At 63.1% G+C, this 23700-nt stretch carries 22 protein-coding genes; 9 read left to right on the top strand and 13 right to left on the bottom strand.

Going from position 1 to position 23700, the window contains the following annotated elements:
- On the bottom strand, positions 1-307 hold a 307-nt coding region (locus tag AC0ZT5_RS33745; protein ID WP_488499974.1), incomplete at its 3' end, for a TfoX/Sxy family protein.
- Positions 308-399: 92 nt separating this feature from the next.
- Here AC0ZT5_RS33745 and AC0ZT5_RS33750 point away from each other — a divergent pair.
- Positions 400-897 carry a GFA family protein gene (locus AC0ZT5_RS33750; RefSeq protein ID WP_488499975.1) on the top strand — a complete coding sequence of 166 codons (498 nt, stop codon included), beginning with the start codon at positions 400-402 and terminating at the stop codon, positions 895-897.
- Positions 898-933: 36 nt separating this feature from the next.
- On the opposite strand, the gene sufA is transcribed toward AC0ZT5_RS33750, so the two are convergent.
- The 7 genes from sufA to AC0ZT5_RS33785 all read right to left on the bottom strand — a co-directional run bounded on the left by sufA (position 934) and on the right by AC0ZT5_RS33785 (position 8115).
- Positions 934-1314: a Fe-S cluster assembly scaffold SufA gene (gene sufA / locus AC0ZT5_RS33755; RefSeq protein WP_488499976.1), complete on the bottom strand. Its 381-nt coding sequence runs from the start codon at positions 1312-1314 to the stop codon at positions 934-936.
- Between the two features lie 109 nt (positions 1315-1423).
- The gene (locus tag AC0ZT5_RS33760; protein ID WP_488499977.1) at positions 1424-1816 is read right to left on the bottom strand and encodes an SUF system Fe-S cluster assembly protein; all 393 of its coding nucleotides are present in this window, start codon (positions 1814-1816) and stop codon (positions 1424-1426) included.
- A gap of 5 nt (positions 1817-1821) precedes the next feature.
- Positions 1822-3063 carry a cysteine desulfurase gene (locus AC0ZT5_RS33765; protein WP_488499978.1) on the bottom strand — a complete coding sequence of 414 codons (1242 nt, stop codon included), beginning with the start codon at positions 3061-3063 and terminating at the stop codon, positions 1822-1824.
- A 105-nt stretch (positions 3064-3168) separates the two neighbouring features.
- On the bottom strand, positions 3169-4437 hold the full coding sequence (gene sufD / locus AC0ZT5_RS33770) for a Fe-S cluster assembly protein SufD (RefSeq protein ID WP_488499979.1): 1269 nt from the start codon (positions 4435-4437) through the stop codon (positions 3169-3171).
- 25 nt (positions 4438-4462) lie between these two features.
- A complete protein-coding gene (gene sufC / locus AC0ZT5_RS33775) occupies positions 4463-5218 on the bottom strand; it encodes a Fe-S cluster assembly ATPase SufC (protein ID WP_095085379.1) in 756 nt (251 codons plus the stop codon).
- A gap of 27 nt (positions 5219-5245) precedes the next feature.
- Positions 5246-6763: a Fe-S cluster assembly protein SufB gene (sufB, locus tag AC0ZT5_RS33780; RefSeq protein WP_013532161.1), complete on the bottom strand. Its 1518-nt coding sequence runs from the start codon at positions 6761-6763 to the stop codon at positions 5246-5248.
- A gap of 188 nt (positions 6764-6951) precedes the next feature.
- Positions 6952-8115, bottom strand: coding sequence for a cysteine desulfurase family protein (locus AC0ZT5_RS33785; protein WP_488499980.1), 1164 nt, complete (start codon positions 8113-8115; stop codon positions 6952-6954).
- Positions 8116-8354: 239 nt separating this feature from the next.
- On the opposite strand from AC0ZT5_RS33785, the gene AC0ZT5_RS33790 reads away from it, so the two are divergent.
- Together AC0ZT5_RS33790 and AC0ZT5_RS33795 are read left to right on the top strand one after the other, a co-directional pair.
- Positions 8355-9029, top strand: a complete 675-nt coding sequence (locus AC0ZT5_RS33790; protein WP_013532163.1) for an alpha/beta hydrolase — start codon at positions 8355-8357, stop codon at positions 9027-9029.
- Positions 9030-9066: 37 nt separating this feature from the next.
- Positions 9067-9717, top strand: coding sequence for an FMN-binding negative transcriptional regulator (locus AC0ZT5_RS33795; RefSeq protein ID WP_488499981.1), 651 nt, complete (start codon positions 9067-9069; stop codon positions 9715-9717).
- A 28-nt stretch (positions 9718-9745) separates the two neighbouring features.
- Here AC0ZT5_RS33795 and AC0ZT5_RS33800 read toward each other — a convergent pair whose 3' ends face one another.
- From AC0ZT5_RS33800 to AC0ZT5_RS33815, 4 genes are all read right to left on the bottom strand, one after another.
- On the bottom strand, positions 9746-10423 hold the full coding sequence (locus tag AC0ZT5_RS33800; protein WP_488499982.1) for a phosphatase PAP2 family protein: 678 nt from the start codon (positions 10421-10423) through the stop codon (positions 9746-9748).
- Positions 10424-10606: 183 nt separating this feature from the next.
- Complete coding sequence (locus tag AC0ZT5_RS33805) at positions 10607-12256, bottom strand: ArnT family glycosyltransferase (protein ID WP_488499983.1); 1650 nt, start codon at positions 12254-12256, stop codon at positions 10607-10609.
- Between the two features lie 58 nt (positions 12257-12314).
- Positions 12315-12647 carry a lipid-A-disaccharide synthase N-terminal domain-containing protein gene (locus AC0ZT5_RS33810; RefSeq protein ID WP_095085369.1) on the bottom strand — a complete coding sequence of 111 codons (333 nt, stop codon included), beginning with the start codon at positions 12645-12647 and terminating at the stop codon, positions 12315-12317.
- Positions 12640-13374 (bottom strand): glycosyltransferase family 2 protein, encoded by a 735-nt coding sequence (locus AC0ZT5_RS33815; protein WP_488499984.1) that lies wholly within the window; start codon positions 13372-13374, stop codon positions 12640-12642. The genes AC0ZT5_RS33810 and AC0ZT5_RS33815 overlap by 8 nt, the downstream gene beginning before the upstream one ends.
- 314 nt (positions 13375-13688) lie before the next feature.
- On the opposite strand from AC0ZT5_RS33815, the gene tyrS reads away from it, so the two are divergent.
- Complete coding sequence (tyrS, locus tag AC0ZT5_RS33820; protein ID WP_488499985.1) at positions 13689-14942, top strand: tyrosine--tRNA ligase; 1254 nt, start codon at positions 13689-13691, stop codon at positions 14940-14942.
- Between the two features lie 6 nt (positions 14943-14948).
- Here tyrS and AC0ZT5_RS33825 read toward each other — a convergent pair whose 3' ends face one another.
- Positions 14949-18347, bottom strand: a complete 3399-nt coding sequence (locus AC0ZT5_RS33825; RefSeq protein ID WP_488499986.1) for a hypothetical protein — start codon at positions 18345-18347, stop codon at positions 14949-14951.
- 95 nt (positions 18348-18442) lie between these two features.
- Here AC0ZT5_RS33825 and AC0ZT5_RS33830 point away from each other — a divergent pair, with 95 nt between their 5' ends.
- The 5 genes from AC0ZT5_RS33830 (at position 18443) to AC0ZT5_RS33850 (ending at position 23618) form a co-directional block, all read left to right on the top strand.
- Positions 18443-18910: a peroxiredoxin gene (locus tag AC0ZT5_RS33830; RefSeq protein WP_488499987.1), complete on the top strand. Its 468-nt coding sequence runs from the start codon at positions 18443-18445 to the stop codon at positions 18908-18910.
- Between the two features lie 145 nt (positions 18911-19055).
- Positions 19056-20360, top strand: a complete 1305-nt coding sequence (locus AC0ZT5_RS33835; protein WP_488499988.1) for a M23 family metallopeptidase — start codon at positions 19056-19058, stop codon at positions 20358-20360.
- A gap of 250 nt (positions 20361-20610) precedes the next feature.
- Positions 20611-21777 carry an ROK family transcriptional regulator gene (locus AC0ZT5_RS33840; RefSeq protein WP_488499989.1) on the top strand — a complete coding sequence of 389 codons (1167 nt, stop codon included), beginning with the start codon at positions 20611-20613 and terminating at the stop codon, positions 21775-21777.
- Entirely contained in the window at positions 21774-22538 is a 765-nt protein-coding gene (locus AC0ZT5_RS33845) for an ATP-binding cassette domain-containing protein (RefSeq protein ID WP_488499990.1), read from the top strand. Before AC0ZT5_RS33840 ends, AC0ZT5_RS33845 begins: the two co-directional genes overlap by 4 nt.
- 39 nt (positions 22539-22577) lie before the next feature.
- On the top strand, positions 22578-23618 hold the full coding sequence (locus AC0ZT5_RS33850) for a sugar ABC transporter substrate-binding protein (RefSeq protein ID WP_477287907.1): 1041 nt from the start codon (positions 22578-22580) through the stop codon (positions 23616-23618).
- Positions 23619-23700 lie beyond the last annotated feature (82 nt).

The following is a 23700-nucleotide window of genomic DNA, read 5'->3' on the forward strand; positions in this document are numbered from 1 at the left end:
GTCCTGCCTCATAGGCGCGGCGTGCCCAGAGCGTCATCTCGTCGGGATCGTCAAAAGCGCTGTCGGGAATGCTCCAATAGGGCATGGAGACCAGCTTGCCGTGCCGAGAGCCGGTATAGGTCCACTGCCGGCATCCGGCGGCTTCGAAGTCGGGCGCGCTTTGCGCGTCGGCTTTCAGCATCAGCTCGCCGCGCAGCACGATGGCGACTATGACACCGTCGAAATAGATGCCCTTGCCGCCGAACAGTTTGCGGATGCTGACCGGGCCAAGGCCCTCGAACAGTTCGGCGATGCGTTCATTGTCCATGCCGCGATCATGTCATCAGCATTTAGCATTGTCATCGCTGCAACCAAAATCATACTGACAGGTTGAGAGCCATCCGTCGGAGTTTCCCCATCATGCCGCTTTTGCTGAAAGGCTCCTGCCGCTGCAATGCCGTTCGTTTCGAAGTCGAGAGCCACACGCCGGCGCCGTTCATGCTGTGCTACTGCTCGATCTGCCGCAAGCAGCAAGGCGGCGGCGGCTTCGCCATCAATCTCGGCGCGGTCAACGAGACGCTGAATATCAGGGGCAAGAGGAACCTCGGCGTTTACCGGGCCGAGATCGAGGACGACGAGCATCCGCGGTGCGAAATATCGACCGGCGAGCGCAATTTCTGTCGCAAATGCGGGTCGGCACTGTGGCTCTACGATCCGACATGGCCGGAGCTCGTGCATCCCTTCGCCTCGGCGATTGACACCGATCTGCCGGAGCCGCCAAGCCGGGTGCATCTGATGCTGAAGTACAAGGCCAACTGGGTCGAACCCGTAATCGGCAAGGGCGACAGGACGTTCGACGCCTATCCGGAGGAATCCATCGCCGACTGGCACAAGCGAACGGGCATGTGGGTGGAGTGAGACTCTTCGCCCCGTTTACGGGGAGAAGGGAAAGCCTCAGGCCGAGGCGCGTGCTTCCGCGAGAGCCTTCAGATCAGCCGGTTTCAACTCAACCGATTCACCGCAGCCGCAGGCCGAACTCTGGTTCGGGTTGCGGAAGGTGAAGCCGGTGCGCAGGGTCGTCTGCTCGAAATCCATCTCGGTGCCGAACAGGAAAAGGGCAGCCTCGGGCGCCACATAGACATGGGCGCCATCACGCTCGATATGGTCGTCCTTGGTGTTGGGTTCGGTCACCAGATCGACCGTGTATTCCATGCCGGCGCAGCCGCCCTTCTTGATGCCGAGGCGGAGGCCATGCGCGCCGTCGCGGGTGGCGACGATCTCGCGCACCCGATCAGCGGCCTTCTCGGTCATCGTGATGACGGCAAAGCGTCCCATCTTTTCTTTCTCCATTCCGTGCAGGTTCAAGGCCTGCCGAACGATTCCTCACCTAAAATGGTGAAGTTTTACTACTGGCGCAAGTGCGCCACCCTTGTGAGGCTCGACGCTAGTACCAACCCACCGCGACCTGCGCCTCTTCCGACATGCGGTCGGGCGACCAGGGCGGGTCGAAGGTCATGTTGACCTCGACGCCGGACACACCCTCGACGGCGCCGACGGCGTTTTCCACCCAGCCGGGCATTTCGCCGGCGACCGGGCAGCCCGGCGCGGTCAGCGTCATGTCGATCTTGACCGAGCGATCGTCCTCGATGTCGATCTTGTAGACGAGGCCAAGCTCGTAGATGTCGGCCGGGATTTCCGGGTCATAGACGGTCTTCAGCGCCGAGACGATGTCGTCGGTCAGCCGCGCCAGTTCGTCGGCGGGAATGGTCGAGGCAGACACCACGCTGTTGGTTGCGGCTTCCGGCGTGGTTTCGGCAGCGATGCTCACATCATCCATGGTCGTCACCCAAAAAACTTGCGCGCTTTTTCAAGCGCCTCGGCCAAAGCGTCGACTTCGGCCCTGGTATTATACATGCCGAACGATGCCCTGCATGTGGAGGTTACGCCAAAGCGTTTCAACAGCGGCTGGGCGCAATGCGTGCCGGCGCGCACCGCAACGCCTTGCCTGTCTATCACCATCGACACGTCATGAGCGTGAATGCCCTGCAGTTCGAACGAGATGATGGCGCCCTTGCCGGGCGCATCGCCGAAGATGCGCAGCGAGTTGATGGCGCGCAGCCGCTCATGCGCATAGGTCTTGAGGTCTTCCTCGTGGGCGGCGATGCGCTCACGGCCGACCTTTTCCATATAGTCGAGGGCGGCGCCCAGCCCGATCGCCTGGACGATCGGCGGTGTGCCGGCCTCGAAGCGGTGCGGCGGCTCGTTGTAGGTGACGATGTCCTCCGTCACCTCCTCGATCATCTCGCCGCCGCCCATGAACGGGCGCATGCCGAGGAGAATGTCCTTCTTGCCATAGAGCACGCCGATGCCCGACGGACCGTAGACCTTGTGGCCGGTGAAGACGAAGAAATCGCAGTCGAGATCCTGCACGTCTACGGCCATGTGCACGGCACTCTGGCTGCCGTCGACGAGGACGGGAATTCCGCGCGAATGCGCAATGCGCACGATCTCCTTGATCGGCGTCACCGTGCCCAGCGCATTCGACATCTGGGTGATGGCGACCAGCTTGGTGCGATCAGTCAGCCGCTTCTCGAACTCCTCGATGTGGAAAACTCCGAGATCGTCGACCGGCACCCAGACCAGTTTGGCGCCCTGCCGCTCGCGGATGAAATGCCACGGCACGATGTTGGAATGATGCTCCATGATCGACAGCACGATCTCGTCGCCCTCGCCGATGTTGGGCATGCCATAGCCATAGGCGACCGTGTTGATCGCCGACGTCGTGTTCGAAGTAAAGACGATGTTGTCGGTGCCCGGTGCGTTGAGAAAACGACGCACCGTCTCGCGCGCCTTCTCGTAAGCGTCGGTCGCCGCGTTGGACAGGAAATGCAGGCCGCGGTGGACGTTCGCGTATTCCTGGGAATAGGCATGCTGGATGGTGTCGAGCACCACCTGCGGCTTCTGCGCCGAGGCGCCATTGTCGAGATAGACCAGCGGCTTGCCGTAGACCTCGCGCGACAGGATCGGGAAGTCGCGGCGGATCGCCTCGACGTCGTAGGGGATGTTTTCGACTTTCTGGTCCATTTCGAAGTCCTTGCCGCTCTAGGCCGCGTTGCTTCCAGCACCCCTCATCCGTCTTGGCGCTTCGCGCCAATCCACCTTCTCCCAGAAGGGGAGAAGGGTGGGAGCTTACCCGTGTGTCACAAACCAGTCGTCGAGCTTCGCTTCGAGCGCGTCGACGATCGTCTCGTCGTCCAGTTCCTCGATCACCTCGGCGACGAAAGCTTTGACCAGCAGGCCGCGAGCGGTCTTCTCGTCGACGCCGCGCGCCATCAGGTAGAACAGATGGTCGTGGTCGATTTCGGTGACCGTCGCGCCATGCCCGCAGACGACGTCGTCGGCGAAGATTTCAAGCTCCGGCTTGGTCGAGAACTCGCCATCGTCCGACAACAGCAGCGTGTTGCAGGCCATCTTGGCGTTGGTCTTCTGCGCATATTGGTGGACGTTGATGCGGCCCTGGAAAACGCCGCGCGCCTTGCCCGTCACTACGTTGCGGATCACTTCCGTCGAGGCCGTATGCGGCACGGCGTGGTCGAGCACCATGGTCACGTCGGTATGGGTGTCGCCGGCCAGAAGATTGATGCCGCGCAGCTGGAAGTCGGCGCCTTCGCCGGTCGTCCTGACCATGACCTCCTGGCGCACCAGCCTGCCGCCGGCGTTCATGACGAACAGCGTCAGCTTCGCGTTCTTGCCGATATGGGCCTTGAACTGCGCCAGATGCGTTGCCGTCTCCGGCTGCTCCTGGACGGTCAGCCACGTCACCTCGGCGCCCTCGCCGAGCACAAGCTGGCTGACCGAGCTCACCAGAGCAGCACCCTCGCCGGCCTGACGTTCTACGATAACAGCCTTGGCGCCAGCGCCGACGTGCACCATGAGGCGCACATGCGTCTGGCCGCCGGCCTGCAGGTTCTGCAATTCGATCGGCTTTTCCAGCTCGGCGCCATCGGCGATGTCGACAAAATAACCGTCGGCGACGAAAGCGGTGTTCAGCGCGCCGATAGCGTCATCGCTGCCATAGGGGTCGAGCCCCGGCGCTGCGCTGCCGTCGGTCAGTTTTTCCGACAGGCGCTGCATGGTGACGCCTTCGACGGCTGGCGTCTTCGCATCGGACTTGCCGTTCAGGATCGCCAGCACGGTGGAGCCTTCAACGATGGGTGCAACAGCCTTGACCATCGCGGCCGGATCGAAGTCCGGCACTGCGTTCAACAGCCGACGCAGATCGGTGTAGTGCCAGGATTCGATGCGCCGTGTCGGCAGGCCGTGCTTGATCGCTTCGATGGCGTCGTCGCGCTTCAGCATCACCGCGCCGTCGCCCGGCAGCAGCGACAGCCTGTCGCCGAACGCGTCGATCAACGCTGTTTCGGCCGGTGTCCGCTGGGGCTGAGTGTGCATATTCATGAGTTTGACCTTGCCTTCTGGCATCTCACGCGGCTTCGCCGATCACGCCGGCATAGCCATTGGCTTCCAGGTCGAGCGCCAGCGACTTATCGCCGGACTTGATCACCTGGCCCCTGTAGAGCACATGCACCGAGTCGGGCACGATGTGTTCGAGCAGGCGCTGGTAGTGGGTGATGACGAGGAACGCACGGTCGGGCGCACGCAACGCGTTGACGCCGTCGGAAACGATCTTCAGCGCATCGATGTCGAGGCCGGAATCGGTCTCGTCGAGCACGCAGAGTTTCGGCTCCAGCAGCTTCATCTGCAGGATCTCGGCGCGCTTCTTCTCGCCACCGGAGAAGCCGACATTGAGCGGCCGCTTTAGCATCGCCATGTCCATGCTGAGCGAGGCGGCGGCTTCCTTCACCCGCTTCAGGAATTCCGGGATCTTCAGCGGCTCTTCGCCACGCGCCTTGCGCTGCTCGTTCATCGCCACCTTCAGGAATTCCATGGTCGCGACGCCCGGTATCTCCATCGGATACTGGAAGGCGAGGAAGATGCCTGACGTGGCGCGCTCGGCCGGATCCATTTCGAGGATCGACTGGCCGTTGTAGAGGATGTCGCCCTCGGTCACCTCATAGTCCTCGCGACCGGCGAGAATATAGGACAGCGTCGACTTGCCCGAGCCATTCGGCCCCATGATCGCGGCGACCTCGCCGGCTTTCACCGTCAGGTTCAGGCCACGGATGATTTCAGTGCCGTCATCGACGATGCGGGCGTGCAGATTTCTGATTTCAAGCATTCTTTGTTTCCTGAATATCTTGTCCGGTCAGCCGACCGAACCCTCAAGGCTGATCCCGATCAGCTTCTGCGCCTCGACAGCGAATTCCATCGGCAGTTGCTGGATGACGTCCTTGACGAAGCCGTTGACGATCAGCGCGATCGCTTCCTCTTCGGGAATGCCGCGCTGCATGACGTAGAATTTCTGGTCCTCGGAAATCTTCGACGTCGTCGCTTCGTGCTCGAACTGCGCCGTCGAATTCTTGGCTTCCATGTAGGGCACGGTGTGGGCGCCGCACTGGTCGCCGATCAGCAATGAATCGCAGTTGGTGAAGTTGCGGGCATTGGTCGCCTTGCGGTGCGCCGAGACCTGGCCGCGATAGGTGTTCTGCGAGAAGCCGGCGGCGATGCCCTTGGAGATGATGCGGCTCGACGTGTTCTTGCCGAGATGGATCATCTTGGTACCGCTGTCGACCTGCTGGTAGCCGTTCGACACGGCGATCGAATAGAACTCGCCGCTGGAATCGTCGCCGCGCAGGATGCAGCTCGGGTACTTCCAGGTGATGGCCGAGCCGGTTTCGACCTGCGTCCACGAAATCTTCGAACGGTCGCCGCGACAGTCGCCGCGCTTGGTGACGAAATTGTAGATGCCGCCCTTGCCCTCGGCGTCGCCGGGGTACCAGTTCTGCACCGTCGAATATTTGATCTCGGCATCGTCGAGCGCCACCAGTTCGACGACAGCGGCATGAAGCTGGTTCTCGTCGCGTTGCGGCGCCGTGCAGCCTTCGAGATAGGAGACGTAAGCCCCCTCCTCGGCGATGATCAGCGTGCGCTCGAACTGGCCGGTGTTCTTCTCGTTCATGCGGAAATAGGTCGACAGCTCCATCGGACAGCGCACGCCCTTGGGCACGAAGACAAACGAGCCGTCGGTGAACACGGCGGAATTCAGCGTGGCGTAGTAGTTGTCGGAGGTCGGCACGACCGAGCCGAGATACTTCTTCACCAGTTCCGGATGCTCGCGGATGGCCTCCGAAATCGAGCAGAAAATGACGCCGGCCTGCGCCAGTTCCTTCTTGAAGGTGGTGACGACGGAGACGGAATCGAACACGGCATCGACAGCGACGCGGCCCGATTTATAGACATTGTCGCTGACTTCCTCGAGTTCCGAGGCATCGGTCTTCTGCACGCCGGCGAGGATTTCCTGCTCCCTCAGCGGGATACCCAGCTTTTCGTAGACCTTCAGCAGTTCGGGATCGACATCGCTCAGCGACGTCGGGCCGGGCGTGCTCTTTGGCGCCGCGTAGAAGTAGATGTCCTGGAAATCGATCTTCGGGTAGTGAACGCGCGCCCAGGTCGGCTCGTCGAGCGTCAGCCAGCGGCGATAGGCTTCCAGGCGCCATTCCAGCATCCAGGACGGTTCGTCCTTCTTGGCCGAAATGAAACGGATGATGTCTTCGCTCAGGCCCTTGGGGGCCTTGTCCATCGCGATTTCGGTCTGGAATCCGTATTTGTATTGGTCGACGTCGATCTTTCGGACCCGATCGATCGTGTCCTGCACAGCAGGCATATGCGTTCTCCATCCACGCCGGGGTCAAGGCCCGACAGTTTTCAAACTATGGCACCGCCAAAATGAACGCCAAAGGGCATTCGAGGCAGCGTAAGTTTTATATAGTGCGTTTCGACCGGAAATTCACCCGGCCAATATGAAACGCACGGCTCTACCAGGCCGAAGGCCTGTCTATTTCCGGCCGCTGCTCATGCGGCCTTTTCGCTATTCGCCCGACGCACGGCGATTGCCGCGAGCGCGGTGCGAAACAGTTCCATGTCCTCGGCGCCGGTCGCGGCACCGATCGACACGCGCAAGGCGCCAAGGCTGTCGCCGTATCCCATGGCTTTCAACACATGGCTCGGCCCGACTTTGCCCGAAGAACACGCGGAGCCGGCCGACAGCGCCACACCGGCGAGATCGAAGGCGATCTGCGCGGTTTCAGCCTTGATCCCCGCAATAGCGAAGAATGTCGTGTTGGCAAGCCTCGGCGCGCCGGTTCCAAAGATTTCCGCGTCCGGCACCAGCATTTTCACCATGGCCTCGATCTCGTCGCGGCGATGACGCACCGCGTCCATGGCCTGCAGTCCGGCGAGAGCCTCGCGCGCCGCGGCGCCAAAACCGGCAATGGCAGCGAGGTTCTCGGTGCCGCCGCGATGGCCCTTTTCCTGGCCACCGCCATTGATCAGCGGCTTCGGCATCATCAGATCCGAGGCGGCGACGATGGCGCCAACGCCCTTGGGACCACCAATCTTGTGCGACGACAAAATCAGATAATCGGCGTAACCCGCTGATAGATCGATCGAAACGCGTCCCGCGGCCTGGACCGCGTCGACGACGAGAACGCCGCCCGCAGCCTTGACGATCTCGGCGATACGATCGATCGGCTGGATGACGCCGGTCTCGTTGTTGGCGGCATGGATGGCGACCAGCGGCACGCCCTCGGCCTTGTCATGATGAGCGAGTGCTGCCGCCAACGCGCCGAGATCGGCGACGCCGTCGGCGTCGACGCCGATCCGCGTCACCTGCGCTGCGGGGAAGCGCCCGCCATTCAACAGGCAGGGATGATCGGCCTCGGACACGTAAAGACGGCTCATGCGCACGCTGCCACGCCCCATCTGCCAGTCTGATGTCAGCAGCGTCGAGGCAGCTTCCGTCGCGCCAGAGGTGAACACGACATGCTCAGGCCTGGCGTTGACCAGCGCTGCGACATCTCGCCTTGCGGTCTCGATCAGGCGCCGTGCGGCGCGCCCTTCGGCATGGACCGACGACGGGTTGGCGGCGACATCAAGTGCGGCGACCATAGCCTCGCGCGCCGCCGCAAGCAGCGGAGCACTGGCATTATAGTCGAGATAGGCGCGCATTCCGGCCATTTTCGTCCGTTTGGTTCCCGTCAGAAGCCATTCCGATGTCGTATCGCGTTATTTCCTTGAAATTCCAAGGCGAGCCGTCCTATTTACGCGGCTTGCGGCGCGGGTGGCCCGGCTCGACGTCTGGCCACTCAGTTTTGAACAATTCTAAACTAGCTTCTAAGAAGACGCTCGCCCTGCGTCAAGGCCAGAGGAAGACACGTTCCGGGCGCCGCGCATTCGTATACCAAGTGGAGTATTTCATGCCTGAGGTCATTTTTACCGGTCCTGCCGGCCGCCTGGAGGGACGCTACCAGCCTTCCAAGGAAAAGAGCGCGCCGATTGCCATCGTTCTGCACCCGCACCCGCAATTCGGCGGCACGATGAACAACAAGATCGTCTACGACCTCTTCTACATGTTCCAGAAGCGGGATTTCACCACGCTTCGCTTCAATTTCCGCGGCATCGGCCGCAGCCAGGGCGAGTTCGACCACGGCACCGGCGAGTTGTCGGACGCGGCGGCGGCACTCGACTGGGTGCAGTCGCTGCATCCGGATTCCAAGAGCTGCTGGGTCGCCGGTTACTCCTTCGGTTCGTGGATCGGCATGCAGTTGTTGATGCGCCGGCCGGAGATCGAAGGCTTCATCTCGATCGCGCCGCAGCCCAACACCTATGATTTCTCGTTCCTGGCGCCCTGCCCGTCATCGGGGCTGATCATCCATGGCGATGCCGACAAGGTGGCGCCGCCGAAGGATGTGCAAGGCCTGGTCGACAAGCTGCACACGCAGAAGGGCATCACCATCACGCAAAAGACCTTGCCCGGCGCCAACCATTTCTTCTCCAACGATGCCGACCTGCTGCTCGAGGAATGTGCCGACTATCTCGACCGCCGGCTGGCCGGCGAATTGTCGGATCCGCGCCCCAAGCGGCTGAGATAGGCGAAGCGGCCGAGATAGGCAAAGGAAGCGGGCAGCGATGTACGAGCCTCCTCATTTCAGGGAAACACGGCCGGAAATCCTGCACGGGCTGATCCGGGCGCATCCGCTCGGCCTGTTGATTTGCAACGGAGCCGAGGGGCCTGTCGCCAACGCCATCCCGTTCCTGCTCGACGCAGACGTGCCGCCGAACGGCAGGCTGCGCGCCCATCTGGCCAAGGCCAATCCGCAATGGCAGCTGTTGGCCGACAATCCGGCATCACCCGTGCTGATCGTCTTCCAGGGCACCGATGCCTATGTGACGCCGTCCTGGTACGAGACCAAGCGTGAGACCGGCAAGGTGGTGCCAACCTGGAATTATGCCATCGTGCAGGTGCGCGGCACCGTCAAGGTGATGGACGACCAGGCCTGGCTGGCGCAGCAGATCGCCGATCTGACCACGTCCCAGGAAGGCACCCGCGACGCGCCCTGGGCGGTGACCGATGCGCCGGCGCCCTTCATCCAGTCGCAGATCAAGGGCATCATCGGGCTGGAAATCGAGATCGCAGAAATCCACGGCAAGTGGAAGGTCAGCCAGAACCGGCCGGTCGCCGATCGCGCCGGCGTTGCGCAAGGGCTTGAGAACGAAGACCACCAGTCGCCCGACATGGCCCGCCTAGTCAGGTCCTACGGCGGGCTGGACAGCAACTAGGCCTCAGCTTCGGCCCAAACCCTGGTGCTCAGCCAGCCTTGCTTGTCGGGCCGATCAGCCAAAACGTCTTCTTGCGGACCGGCAACCCCGACGGCATCGGGCGAAAGATGAAGCCGAGCCGGGCAAAGACAAGCCCGCACGCCAGCGCGAAGGCGCAGCCGAGGCCGAAGCCGGCGACGGTGTCGCTGGGATAGTGCGCGCCGACGAAGACGCGCGTCGAGGCAATGCAGGCGGTTATCGCCAAGGCGATGTACCAGCGCCGGGGAAACAGCAGCAGAGCGACCCCGAACACGGCGCCCATGGTCGTGGCATGGCCGGACGGGAAGCCGGCGAACCGCGCATCGAAGGCAAACGGATGCAAGGCCAGCACGCCAAAATCATCGAAATAGAGCGGGCGAGCCCGACCGATCGCGTATTTCAGCACATTGACGGACAGGCCGGACAGGCCGGCGGCGCTCAGCACCAGAAAGGCCAGGCAGGTCCAATTGTAGACCAGCATCAGCGAGCGCCTTGAAAGGCTTCGCCAGTCCGTCAGGTTCGCGGCGACAAGCAAAAGCGCCGATGGAATGAGATACCAGCCGCCCAGGCCGAACTGCGTGAAAAAGTCGGCCAGATGGACGAACCCTGGCGACCACTGGCCATGAAGCATCCCTGCCGGGGTATCGAGGCGAACAAACGCTGCCGCCGTCAGCAAGACCCAGACCACGCCCCAGACCGGCCACACTACGTTCGGGTACCTGGCGGGACGAGCGGCGAAACGCCTTCTAGCGATCTGCATCGTATCGCGAAAATTGTCGAGGGATCGGCGCCCCACCCCAAGGAGCATACCGGAAACGGAAGGGCGCGATTTCACCAGCATAGGAAATTCGACCCTGTCATCGACGAGCCGTCATGGCGCCACACGATAGAGGCCGAGCGACAGTTTGTCTCCCGATGAATAGTTGAGGCCGTCGATCAGGGCAACGCGGTTCACCGATTTGCCCTGTGCCGCCAGCAGGCCAGTCAGTTTCTGCTCGTCCTCGACCGGTGCCAGCGCCAGCGCGCAGGCCGGATCGGCAAACAGATGCCTGGCGACGCCCTCGACATTGGTCAGCACCGTTTTCGTGCCGACCAGGAACACCAGGCTCGGTTCCTGAAATCGCGACGAGGCCAGCACGGTGGTGTCGCAGGGCTTGTTGGCGCGCACCGCCGCCTCGATGGCCGGGCTCAGCCAGATCGGCTTCAGCGATGGCGCTATGACGCCGAACAGCAGCGCATAGGTGATGCCAGCACAGACCGCGACAGCGCCGATGCGGCGGAGCGGCACTTGCAGCTGCCGCGAAAAGGCGAAGTAGCCCGCGCCGAGCGCGGCCGCGGCGGCCGGAATGCTCCACCATGAGAACGTGCCTGTGAGGTAGATCGGCGCTCCGACGCAGACCGCCGCCAGGCCGAGGCTCACGACGCCAAGACCAAACGCCGTCGACCACCACAACCAGTCCTGCCAGCGCCGGAGCGGCGCGTTCGCATCCTGCGGCGACAATGTCAGCAGCCAGCCGATCAGCAATGCCATGCCGGGATAGGCCGGCAGGACATAGTGCGGCAGCTTGGTCGGGATCAGTTCGAACACCAGCCAGAACGGAATGTACCAGGCGAGGCAGAAGCGCAGCCGGGGGTCATCGCGCAGGCGGTTGAGGGCCTGGAGCCCGGCGCCGACCGCGATCAGGCCGAAGGGCCACATGAACAGCGAATAGGTCAGCATGTAGAAGCCGGGCGGCAGGCCGTGCGATTCCTCGCCCGAGGCGACCTTGCCGATCATGTCCTTGCCGACCGCTTGCTGCAAGAAGGCGCCGCCGCTCTTCCAGGTGATCAGCGCAAGCCAGGGCAGCACGATCAGCACGACGAGCGCCAGGCCTCGCCCCACCTTGAGCTTCGACAGCCAGCGCCCGTCACGCTCGAAGGCGAACAGCACCGCGATGGTGAGTGCCGACAGCAGCGGCGCAATCGGGCCCTTGATGAGGATCGCAGCACCCTGCGCGATCCAGAAGATCCACCAGAGATGGCCGCCGACAGGTTGGTTCCGGCGCGACGCCAGATACATCTGCGCCAGCGCGCCTTGCGCCGCCACGCAACAGGCCAGCAGCATCGCGTCGGTCTTGGCGTCGCGGCCTTCGAAAGCGGTGGCGAAGATCGCCGCCATGACCAGGCCGGCGGCGATACCGGCATTGGCCCCGAACAGATTGGTGCCGGTCCAGGCGATGCCGACAACGGCAATCGCAATGCCAAGCGCCGAGACCAGGCGATAAACCCAGATCGGAGCGGCAGCGCCCTCGCCGCTCAGCGCCACGGCGGCCGATTGCAGCCAGTAGATGCCGATCGGCTTCTGGTAGCGCGAGGCGTCCTGAAAGCGGATGTCGATATAGTCGCCGCTCTCGGCCATCTGCTTGGTGGCCTGGACGAAGCGCGACTCGTCGCGGTCGATCGGCGGCAGCGACACCAGTCCCGAAACCGTCATCACCAGGCTGAACAGGAAGAGAAGGATGTAATTCCTGTTCACCGCCATGTCCCGGCCTCTGTGACGAATTTTGATTGATATGCCACGCTGCTCAATCGATCGCCGTTCAATCGACCTTGCTCATCGCGGTCTTGCGCTCGTTGGCGATCAGCCAGAGATTGCGGATGTAGATGAACAGGCCCATGGACTGTCCGGCGATGAACACCGGATCCTGACGCTGGATGGCATAGATCAGAAGCAGGCCGCCGCCGAACAGGGAAAAGAACCAGAAGGCGACCGGCACCACGCTGCGCTTGGCCTTTTCCGAGGCCAGCCACTGCACGACGAACCGCATGGTGAAGAAGAACTGCGCCACGAAGCCGAGCAGGATCCACGCATCGAACTGCTTGATGAAAACCTGGTGAAGCCAGGTCACCAATTCCTGAAGCACGTTAACCACGGCTGATTTCCTCTACTTTAGGCATTCTGCGGCGCCGGCGGCGCAGCCACCAGACACCGGCGAGATCGAGAACCCCCTGCAGGCCGCGATCGAAAATGCCGTAATTCGACTTGCCGTGCCGGCGCGAGCGATCGACGACATCGCAATGCACGACGCGATAGCCCTCCTGGATGACCAGGGCCGGAACGAAGCGATGGGTGCCGTCGAAGAACGGCAATCTGCGCAGGATATCGGTATGGACCGCCTTCAGGCCGCAGCCGGTGTCGCGCGTCTCGTCATGCAGGATGGCATTTCTCAGCCAGTTGGCGAAACGTGACGCCAGTTGCTTGACCTTGCTGTCACGGCGCTTGAGACGCTGCCCCTGTGCGGCGCCGAAATCGGGGCCGGCCTGCCGAAGCGCATCGATCAGCACCGGAATGTATTGAGGGTCGTTCTGGCCGTCGCCGTCGATCGTGGCGACGATGCTGCCACGCGCCGCCCAGGCGCCCGAGCGCACCGAAAGGCTCTGGCCAGCGGATTTCCGGTGGCGCAATTCCCGTACCGGAAACGGGCGAAGTGCTGCCTGCGCTGCGAGCACCGAAGCGGTGTCGTCGGTCGAGCCGTCGTTGACGATGATCAGTTCAAAGTCGCGCCCGGCCATGGTGGCCTCGATCTCGTCGATCAACAGCGGCAGATTTGCCGCCTCGTTCCTGCAAGGAATGACGATGGATATCAATGCGTCCGGCATGTCGCGTCGGGGCTCTGTCGTCGGATATGGCATTTTGTGGATGCCGTGCGGTGCCGCTCGAGGTCGTGGACTGCAAGAACCTTTGGCGCGGCGCCTCATTACGCCAGCCGAAACGATGAAGCAAGCATAGCGGGCGTCATCCGCGCGGGTCGCAAAACCGGATTCCACTTTTGCTGATCGCGGATCTCTGCCTGGCGCGCGATCGAACGCAAAACCGGATTCCACTTTTGCTGATCGCGCTTGGGTGCTAAACGCGCGCGTTCATGCACGCCACGCCCGGGCCAGATTGGCCGGACGCTTTCGGGAAACACAAAATGCCTGCCTTCAAATCCGATTTCCTGCGCACGATGAGCGAGCGCGGTTTCATCCACCAGACTTCGGATGATGCCGGCCTCGACAATCTCTTCGCCACGGAGACGGTGACGGCCTATATCGGCTTCGACGCGACCGCCAAAAGCCTGCATGCCGGTTCGCTTATCCAGATCATGATGCTGCACTGGCTGCAGCAGACCGGTCACCGGCCGATCGCGCTGATGGGTGGCGGCACCTCGATGATCGGCGACCCGTCCTTCAAGGACGAGGCACGCAAGCTGCTGACCCCGCAGGACATCGACGACAACCTCGCCGGCATCCGCCGCAACTTCATGCCGTACCTCAAATTCGGCAGCGGGCCGAACGACGCGGTCATGATCAATAACGCCGACTGGCTGATGGAGATCAACTACGTCAATTTCCTGCGCGACGTCGGCCGTCACTTTTCGGTCAACCGCATGCTGGCCTTCGATTCCGTCAAGCTGCGGCTCGATCGCGAGCAGTCGCTGTCGTTCCTCGAATTCAACTACATGATCCTGCAGGCCTATGATTTCGTCGAGCTCTACAAGCGCCTCGGCTGCCGCTTGCAGATGGGCGGCTCCGACCAGTGGGGCAACATCATCAACGGTATCGATCTCGGCCGCCGCATGGAGGACGCGCAGCTGTATGCGCTGACCACGCCGTTGCTCACCACCTCATCAGGCGCCAAGATGGGCAAGTCGGCGTCGGGCGCGGTCTGGCTCGATGCGGAGATGCTGAGCACCTACGAGTTCTGGCAGTACTGGCGCAACACCGAGGATGCAGACGTCGGCCGCTTCCTGAAACTCTACACGACGTTGCCGCTGGACGAGGTCGCGCGGCTCGAGCAGCTCGGCGGATCCGAGATCAATGAGGCCAAGAAGGTCCTCGCCACCGAGATCACGGCCTTGCTGCATGGTCGTGCGGTCGCGGAACAAGCCAGCGAGACGGCGCGCAAGACGTTTGAGGAGGGCGCGCTCGCCGAATCGCTGCCGAGCGTCGAGGTGGACAAGGCAGCGCTCGAAGCCGGCGTCGGCGTCCTGTCGTTGCTGGTGACAGCCGGACTGGCGGCGTCGAACGGCGAGGCGCGGCGGCACGTGCAGGGCGGTGCGGTGCGGTTGAACGACCAGCCCGTCAGCGACGAGCGCCGGCTGGTGACGCTTCAGGATTTGAGTCCGGAAAAGATCGTAAAGCTTTCACTCGGCAGGAAAAAGCATATTTTGGTTCGGCCAGCTTGAGATCGGTCACCGATATTCAAAGATAGACCTGAAGATGCCGGGTGCGATCACCGACAGCGGGTTGATATCCAGCACCGGCTTGTTGGCATTGCCCTTGAGGCGATAGGTGACGCCAATCAGGCCGCGGTCGCGGCCATTGCCGAGAAGCGCGCCTACGATGGGCAATTCGCCGAAGATGCGATTGAGGCCATAGACCGGCATGAACGTGCCGGTCATGTCCATGTTGTTGTCCTGGTCGTAGAGGGTGCCCTGGAACGTGGTGCCGATGCGGGGGCCGCGCAGCACGCCATTGGCCAGTTTCAGATAGCCGCCGCCCTTGTCGATCTCGGCGTAGCCGCGTTCGAACTTGACCCGCGAGGTGTCCAGGTTGCCCTTGACCGCCTGGTTGAGGCTGCGGCTGTCGCCGGCCGGCGTGGTCGAGACGATGGAAGCCAGTTTCGGCTCATTGACCACGAAGAAGTTGCTGGTATCGACCTTGCCCCTCAGCGATCCGTCGCTCGGCCCCGCCAGCGCCAGCGTGATCGCTCCGCCTTCCATATGCTCGTAAATGTTGAGGAACCGAAGGATCGCGCCAGCGTCCGCGGACTGCATGTTGAGTGTGCGCTGGCCGCCGCCGGTCGTGTTGCTGATGGTTATGGCGGCGCCCGAACTTGCCGTGGCGCTGACCTTCAGCCCGTTCACGCGCGAACCGGCAGCGCTGTAGTCGAGCTTCAGGTTGGACAATTGCTCGTCGTGGAAACCGGTCAGCTGATCGACATCGGCGCTGACGGAAATGGCATCGGAGCCGGTGGTCTTGGTTGCCGTGTCGACGTCCGAGGTGAACTGCTTGATCAGCGAGCGGGCATCCAGCGCGTTGCCTGATATGTCGACCGCATAGCCCTTGCCGGACCGCTTCACCGACACGGCGACATCGTCGCCCCGGTTCAAGGTCACCTTGCTGAACTTCGCGGAAGACAGGGCGCCATTGACCAGCACGATGTCGCCTTCGATGGAGAAGGTCTTTCCGTCGAGATCGAAGTCGGACAGCGTCGTTGTGTCGCCGGACTTGGACATGACGAATGTGGCTTTGGCGGGAACCCCCGCCCCCTTGCTCCAGCCGGCCCAGGGGATGTCCAGCCTGGCGTTGGTCAGATCGGCCGAGACGTTCTGGTCGCCGCTGCCGCTCTTGTCGATCGCGACCTTCACCGTTCCGCCAAGCAGCGGCGTCAAGCCGGGCATTGCGGCGGCACGGATCTTGTCGTCGAGCACCAGGGCCACCTTGCGGCTGGGCGGCGGCCCGTCATCCCGGAGTGGCTCGATCAGGTCGAGTTCGGCCGGAATGCCGTTCAGCGATGCCTTGGCCGAGATCACCGCCTTTTCAGGGTCGACGGTGATCGAACCGTCGGCATCCGTCACGGTCTGCCCCTCGAACGGCTTGGCCAATGACATGCCGCTGTAGTCGAGCGACACCAGCCAATCGAGCTTCGAGGAGTCGACGCCGGACTGCAACGGAATGTCAGCCCTGACATGGCCGGTGACGCTGCCCGACAGATCTTCCGGCAAAAGGCCGACATGGCGCATGGCGTTGATCGGCTCGTAGGAAGCGAGTTCGGCAACGGCGGAGGCGTCGCCCTCGACATCGATGTCGAGCGCACCGATGACTGGCGGGTGGTTGGCGGCCTTGACCGTCAGCGTGCCATTGCTGGCCGCGACGGTGCGGCCGCTGGGCATGTAGACGGTGCCCGAGGACAGGGAGACGTCGACATCATTGCCATGGAAACCAACAACGCCGACGGCGTCGCGTATCGGCGGAATGCGGCCGGCCGTGTCAAAACGCGATCCCTCGATCTGGAAGCGACCGAACACCTCGTCGGCGGACAGCGGCACGCCGTTGCCGAGACGGTTCGGGACGACGTGGAACTGGAGGTTGGCGTCGACGACGCGGCCGCCAAACAGATTGGCCAGCACCCACAGCCGGGCGTTGCGTGCCGAAAACCATGGCCAAAGCTGCTTGACGTGAGAGACCTGCATGTTGTGGACGTTGAACGCCAAGTTGATTCCCGGCGCCTTGCCGTCGACGAACTCCACAGCGGCGGTGCCCAGCACCTCGCCGGAGGAGGCGGAGCGAAGCGCGATCTGCTCGGCGACCAGCCTGTGGCTCACCGTGTTGTAGACACCGGCAATCCGGGCGAGGAAGGTGAGCGCTGGCTCGGGCGAGTCCGAAGGCGCCAGCGAGGAACCGTCGCTCGTCAGGTCATAGCGATAGGCCGGTTCCTCGCCGGCCGCTCCGGTTGCCGGCTTCGGCCCGATCGAACCGGCGAAATCGAATGTCGACCGGCCGATCTTCAGCAGCAATCTGTCCACCTGGACCTTGTTGCTGCCCGCAACCAGCGTGGCGTTGACGTCGACGTCCGCCGGCAGCAGCCCGCGTGTGCCGAGATCGAGGATGGAACCAGTCGATGACAGAGCGGCCGTCAGCCGCGATGCATTCGTGCCAGACCCTTCCGATCCGGTCAGCTTCAGCGCCACCGCACCCAGCTTTCCAGCAGCGGCTGTGGTGTCGGAGACGCCCGTGACAACACTGGGATCCGCCAGATTGATGCTCGCGTCCAGCGCCGTCACGCGGTGTGCCGCGATATCGCGGGTGGCGGAAGCGGCAATGGTAACCGCCCTGCCGTCGACATCGGCCTGCGACGAAAACTGCATGCCGCCCGGTCCCGACTGCACGACGGCGGCGTCGGTGACTTTGACCCGCTTTATCGTTGCGGTTTCGGGCAGTACGAATTCGACATTGCGAAGATCGATCTGGCGCATCGAATCTTCCCGCACGGCGTCGAGCGCGCTGTGAACGTTGGCGAACACCGCAGCCGTCAGTTTCTCCGGATCGACGAGGCCATCCTGATTGCGCAGGCTTGCTGCCCAATCTCCGCCGGACGGCATCGCCGCCACGACGATGTGCGCATCGGATATCCTGGCGCTGGTCAGCCGCACTTCCCCGCGCAGCAGCGGTATCAGGCGCACGCCGAAGCGCACGCGGCCCGCATCGGCCATCGGCTTGCCGTCGGCGGTCTTCAGGCTGACGTCGCTGACCTGCAACGCAATGAAGCTCGATCCATCAAGGGTGATGCGCGCCGGCCCCACCGAAACATCGACATCGACGCCGGCCAATTTCTCGATGGCAGTTTCCGCTTCCGCCCGAAGCCGCTCGGAGCCAACGCCGGACGCACCGACCAGATAGACAGCGACCGCCGCCAACAGGACGAGGCAGGCGAAACCGGCGAACACCCTTGCCAGGATGCGAAAGCCGCGTCCGATCCGCGCCTGACCCAGCGGCGGCACGCGGCACGCGGAGGGAAAGGCCCCCAGGTCGGTGATCTCATGCCGCCTGAACCGGATCTTCTCGTGCTGCGGTTGCTCCTGATCCACGCAATTTTCCGTTGTACGAACTCGATCGTGGACGAATCCCCGCTCGACACTATATCGGTGTGGCTTGGCGCGTAACCACAAACAAGGGCATCGGTATGGCTGACCTAGACGTAGGCGATATCGCGCCGCAATTCGACCTGCCGCGGGACGGCGGCGGATCGCTCAGCCTTGCCGCAACCTCCGGCAAGCCCATTGTGCTCTATTTCTATCCGCAGGACGACACAACAAGCTGCACGCAAGAGGCAATCAGCTTTTCGCAACTGAAGCCCGAATTCGAGAAGGCCGGCGCGGTGGTGATCGGCCTGTCGCCTGATAACGTCAAAAAGCACGACAAGTTCAAATCGAAATACAGCCTCACCATCGACCTCGCCGCCGACGAGGAGCGCAAGGTGATCGAGGCCTACCATGTGTGGGTCGAAAAATCGATGTATGGCCGCAAATACATGGGGGTCGAGCGGGCGACGTTCCTGATCGGCCGCGACGGACGGATTGCCAGGGTCTGGCGCAAGGTCCGGGTCAAGGGCCATGCCGAAGAGGTGCTCGCGGCTGTCCGCGCGCTTTGAGATCTTCGTCGGCACGGCCGACTGCCCGCAACCCCATGCCCGCCTGACGGGCAATCGTTACTGAAAAGTCCGCAGCGCAAAGCTTTGTTAACCTTAATAATGTGTAGTCAAGCTGTCGTGGTGTCGTAAACGAAAGCTTGGTCCCGTGAAGGCAACCGGTCAGTCAGCAGTCTTCGGCAGGCGCAAAGAGCCCCACACGATCATCATCGCCCGGGGCGATCAGATCAGGCACTTCACGATCCGCCCCTGGCTCGCGGCCTTTGTCGGCTCGGCGCTGGCGGCCATCGCCATCGGCTACCTGCTGGCCACCTCCTATCTTGTGCTGCGCGACGACCTGATCGGCGCCACCACGGCGCGGCAGGCACGCATGCAGCAGGCCTATGAAGATCGCATTTCGGCGCTTCGCGCCCAGGTCGACCGCATCACCAGCCGCCAGCTGCTCGACCAGCAGCTGATGGAAACCAAGGTCAGCGAACTGCTTGAACGCCAGAGCCAGCTCAGCCAGCGTCATGGCCGCCTCGGCCCGCTGCTCGAACGCGCAGAGAGCGAAGTCGGAGCGGCGCCTGCCGAGGATCCGGTGGCGGCCGGCAAGCCGGACAAACGCGCCGAGGTGACCGGCAGCATCAAGCCGCCGGCGCAGGCCTACGCGGTCGCCAGCCTGGGCGCCGATCTCGGCGCCGGCGACACCCGGCCATTCTCGTTGTGGTCGACCCGCTCCGATCCGCTGCCCAACGATTCAGCCGCCGATCGTGCCGACCGACTGTTCGTGTCGATCAACCAGTCGCTGAAATCCATCGAGAGCGATCAACTGACCCGCATCAGCACGCTCGCCGACAACGCCTACAAGAGCGCCGACGCGATCACGCAGGCACTTGAAGCGGCGGGCCTGCCGGTAGACAGCGATTTCGGCAAGAACGAGAGCGACGTCGGCGGACCGCTGATCCCGCTCGACAGTTCGATGATGTTCGACAGCAAGGTCAAGGAACTGGACGAGGCGCTGGACACGCTCGACCATCTCAAGAAGGAAGCGCGCCAGCTGCCGCTGACAAACCCAGCTCCGGGCCATTCCGTCACCAGCCCGTTCGGCGTGCGCACCGACCCGATCCTCGGCACCGCGGCGCTGCATTCCGGAATGGATTTCAGGGCGCCGATCGGCATGGCCGCAAAGGTCACCGCGCCCGGCGTCGTCACCAAGGCAGGCTGGAACGGTGGCTATGGCCGCATGGTCGAGGTCGACCACGGCAATGGTTTTGCGACGCGCTATGGGCATCTCAGCGAAATCGACGTGACCGTGGGCGAGAAACTGGATGTCGGCGCCGTCATCGGCAAGACCGGCAGCAGCGGCCGCTCGACCGGCCCGCACCTGCACTACGAAGTCCGCCACAATGGCGAAGCCATCGATCCGCTGCGCTTCCTCACGATCGGCAAGAAGGTCGCCCAGTATCTCTGAGCCGCGCAGGCCCTGAGCTGATTGGCCCAATACCTCCGAACTCCTATCTGCCCCGCTTCGCGAGCAACCCGGCGAGCCGAGGCAACGCCATCCATGCCGCCTGACTACCGGACGATGGTTTCGCGCCCCTGAAATCATCCACTGGTCAAGCCCTCGTCCCGAAGGGCCGGATGCACGAATTTATTTTTGAATTCCATTTGACTGAATAAATAAGCGGTGCGAAGCTGAGCTCTCCTAAGGGGCGCACGTCATGGCACTGCGAGGGACCAATCAGGAGTTCGGGCGGCCGTACAACCGGCGCATCGTGCTTGAGTCCATCCGCCTGCAGGGACCAATCGCCCGCGGCGAGATCGCCAGGCGCGTCGGGCTCACCGTCCAGACCGTGTCGACCATCGTTCGCGAACTCGAAGAGCAGGGCTACATCCTTTCGCTGCGCGAAGAGCCGAAGGGCCGCGGCCTGCCCCCGGCGACCCTGCGCATCAATCCCGAGGGCGGCTATGCAGTCGGTATCCACATCACCCCGTTCGGCATCAGTGCCGCCTTGATCAATCTGAGCGGCGACGTGATCGAGAGCACGTACCGCGAAGCCCCGAACGCGACGCCCGACCACGCCTTCGACCTGATCGGAGCAATGGTGGTTGAATTGACCAGATTGCGGGCGGGAGGGCGCGTCCTCGGGGTCGGCCTCGCCCTGCCCGGCCCGTTCGGCGTCGAGTCCATGAGCTTTGTCGGCCCCACCACCATGACCGGCTGGAAGGATGTGGCGCTGCGTGAGCGGTTGGCGACTTCGACCGGACTGCCGGCCTTCTTTGAAACCGACATGGCGGCGGCCGCCATGGGCGAGCGCCTCTACGGCCTCGGCGCGCAATTTTCCGAATACTATTATCTTTATTTCGGCGTTGGCCTGGGCGGCGTCATGGTTCATGACGGCAGCGTGTTGCGCGGCGCCTGGGGAAATGCCGGCGAGGTCGGACACATTCCCGTCGTTCCAGGTGGCGAGGCTTGCCCCTGCGGCAACAGCGGCTGTCTCGAAAGATACCTCTCGCTCGAGGCGCTCCGGCGCTGGAATGGCAGCGAGGCCGATTGGGTGGCGGAAGTCGCCCCGATCTTTCGCAACGCCGTCGCCACCATCGAGAACCTGTTCGACCCCGAGACCATCATCCTCGGCGGGCTGGCCTCCACCGACCTGCTCGAACGGCTGGCTGGTTCAACCGAAGGCCTGCACAACTCCGTCTCGGCGCGAAAGGACCGCACGACGCCGCGCGTCATGGTCGCGCGGGGCGGGCAGCATTCGGTGCTGCGCGGCGCAGCCGCCCTTGCGGTTTCCGGGGTGCTGTCGCCGCGTTTCGGCCAGATCTTCACGGCTGAACGCGAACGCGGGCGCGATCTTCTGAAAACCGGAGGGATTGCGGCATGAGCGAACCCCTGCTGGTGCTCGACAACGTCACCAAGAACTATGGCGCGATCGAAGCGCTGAAGGGGATCAGCTTCTCGATCGGCAAGGGCGAGGTCGTGGCGCTGCTGGGCGACAACGGCGCCGGCAAATCGACACTGGTCAAGATCATCGCCGGCGGGCTGGAGCCGACCTCGGGGCGCATGCTGTTCGAGGGCAAGGAGTTCCTTGCCAGGTCGCCCGCCGAAGCCAAGGCGGCGGGCATCGAAACCGTCTACCAGGACCTGTCGCTGTGCACCAATGTCGACGTGGTCGCCAACTTTTTCATGGGCCGCGAGATCATCAGGAAGGTTCTTGGCATCCCCGTGCTCGACGAGCGCGCCATGGAGGCCGTCGTCGAAAAGGCACTGGCCAGCGCCGGCACGCGCATTTCCTCGCTGCGCGCCAATGTCGAGCATCTCTCCGGCGGCCAGCGGCAGGCCATCGAGCTCAACCGGTTCGTGCATTGGGGCGGCAAGCTGGTGCTGCTCGATGAACCGTTCGCCGCCCTCGGCGTCGAGCAGACGCGGCGCGGTCTCGACATGATCCGCCAGGTGGCGAGCCAGGGCATCGGCGTCGTCATCATCACCCATATCATGCAGCAGGCCTTCCAGGTCGCCGACCGGATCGTGGTGATCCGCCAGGGCGTCGTGGCGGGCGATGTTGCACGCAACAAAACAAGTCCCGATGCGGTGATCAACATGATCACCGGGGAGACGCTTGCCGGTGCCGGACCGGCAGGCTGAGGGACAAAAGAGGGGTCCGGCTCAACAGGAGCGAACCACATGAAGCGAATACTTCTTGCTGTCTTCGGTATCCTGGCACTGGCCTTTGCCACGCTTATGCCGGCATTCGCCCAGTCCAAAGGTACTGTCTACTACATGGTGCCGACATTGCTCGACGAGTTCCAGACCGGCTCGGTGAGCGCGCTGGAGCTGTTCCTGAAGCAGGTCGGCTACGAGGTGAAGACGTTGAACGCCGACAACAAGACCGACGCGCAGCAATCGCAGATGAATGACGTCATCGCGCTGAAGCCGGCGGCGATCATCCTCGCCGCCGTCGATTTCAATGCGCTGAAACCGTCCATCGAGGCGGCGCGCGCGGCCGGCATCCCGGTGGTCGAGTTCGACCGCCAGATCACCTCGACGCCCTCCGACTTCACCTCGGTCGCCGGAACGGTCGAGATCGGCTACGTCGCCGCGGACCAGGCTGAGAAGCTGCTGAAAGCCAAGAACGGCGCGGTGAAGGGCAAGGTCCTGCAGGTGCTCGGCGACCCCGGCGATCCCTACACGCTCGACATCCAGAAAGGCTTTGAGGAGAAGATGAAGGCGTTTCCGGACGTCAAGATCATCTCGCTTCCGGCCATGCAATGGGCGGCGGACGCAGCCGGGACCATCGTCAACGACCAGATACTTGCAAACCCCGATATCGACCTGATCTTCAGCCATGCCGCGCACCTGTCGGTGGCTGCCGTCGCCTCGCTCGAGGCTGCCGGCAAGAAGCCGGGCGACGTCATGCTGATGAGCTCGAACGGCGCTCCGGTCGGCCTCGACCTGATCCGCAAGGGCTGGCTCAATGTCGAAGTCGAGCAGCCGCTCTACGCGCAGGCCGCGGCCGTAGCCATGTTCATGGACAAGGTCGTCAAGAAGCAAGAGATCAAGCCCGGCGAATATGACGTGCTCGGCTTGAAATCGACCGTGACCAAGGAAGCCTGGGGCCCCAACATCAAGATCCCCGGTGCCGCCATCACCAAGGAAAACGTCGATAACCCGGCCTTCTGGGGCAACCAGAAGCCGCCATCGGACACCGTCAAGTCGGTCGAATAAGCACGTCGCTTGAAAGTGCTCCGGGCCTACCTCGGCCCGGAGCCAATCCTCCGCAAATTCCAACCGTGCATGATCCTCCCGA

The organism is Mesorhizobium sp. CNPSo 4670 (assembly GCF_057784235.1).

What these genes read in the sequence shown, in the direction of transcription:
- AC0ZT5_RS33750 (WP_488499975.1), top strand. Translation starts at nt 400, where the DNA reads ATGCCGCTTTTGCTGAAAGGCTCCTGCCGCTGCAATGCCGTTCGTTTC.
- sufA (WP_488499976.1), bottom strand. Translation starts at nt 1,314, where the DNA reads ATGGGACGCTTTGCCGTCATCACGATGACCGAGAAGGCCGCTGATCGG.
- AC0ZT5_RS33760 (WP_488499977.1), bottom strand. Translation starts at nt 1,816, where the DNA reads ATGGATGATGTGAGCATCGCTGCCGAAACCACGCCGGAAGCCGCAACC.
- AC0ZT5_RS33765 (WP_488499978.1), bottom strand. Translation starts at nt 3,063, where the DNA reads ATGGACCAGAAAGTCGAAAACATCCCCTACGACGTCGAGGCGATCCGC.
- sufD (WP_488499979.1), bottom strand. Translation starts at nt 4,437, where the DNA reads ATGAATATGCACACTCAGCCCCAGCGGACACCGGCCGAAACAGCGTTG.
- sufC (WP_095085379.1), bottom strand. Translation starts at nt 5,218, where the DNA reads ATGCTTGAAATCAGAAATCTGCACGCCCGCATCGTCGATGACGGCACT.
- sufB (WP_013532161.1), bottom strand. Translation starts at nt 6,763, where the DNA reads ATGCCTGCTGTGCAGGACACGATCGATCGGGTCCGAAAGATCGACGTC.
- AC0ZT5_RS33785 (WP_488499980.1), bottom strand. Translation starts at nt 8,115, where the DNA reads ATGGCCGGAATGCGCGCCTATCTCGACTATAATGCCAGTGCTCCGCTG.
- AC0ZT5_RS33790 (WP_013532163.1), top strand. Translation starts at nt 8,355, where the DNA reads ATGCCTGAGGTCATTTTTACCGGTCCTGCCGGCCGCCTGGAGGGACGC.
- AC0ZT5_RS33795 (WP_488499981.1), top strand. Translation starts at nt 9,067, where the DNA reads ATGTACGAGCCTCCTCATTTCAGGGAAACACGGCCGGAAATCCTGCAC.
- AC0ZT5_RS33805 (WP_488499983.1), bottom strand. Translation starts at nt 12,256, where the DNA reads ATGGCGGTGAACAGGAATTACATCCTTCTCTTCCTGTTCAGCCTGGTG.
- AC0ZT5_RS33815 (WP_488499984.1), bottom strand. Translation starts at nt 13,374, where the DNA reads ATGCCGGACGCATTGATATCCATCGTCATTCCTTGCAGGAACGAGGCG.
- tyrS (WP_488499985.1), top strand. Translation starts at nt 13,689, where the DNA reads ATGCCTGCCTTCAAATCCGATTTCCTGCGCACGATGAGCGAGCGCGGT.
- AC0ZT5_RS33830 (WP_488499987.1), top strand. Translation starts at nt 18,443, where the DNA reads ATGGCTGACCTAGACGTAGGCGATATCGCGCCGCAATTCGACCTGCCG.
- AC0ZT5_RS33840 (WP_488499989.1), top strand. Translation starts at nt 20,611, where the DNA reads ATGGCACTGCGAGGGACCAATCAGGAGTTCGGGCGGCCGTACAACCGG.
- AC0ZT5_RS33845 (WP_488499990.1), top strand. Translation starts at nt 21,774, where the DNA reads ATGAGCGAACCCCTGCTGGTGCTCGACAACGTCACCAAGAACTATGGC.
- AC0ZT5_RS33850 (WP_477287907.1), top strand. Translation starts at nt 22,578, where the DNA reads ATGAAGCGAATACTTCTTGCTGTCTTCGGTATCCTGGCACTGGCCTTT.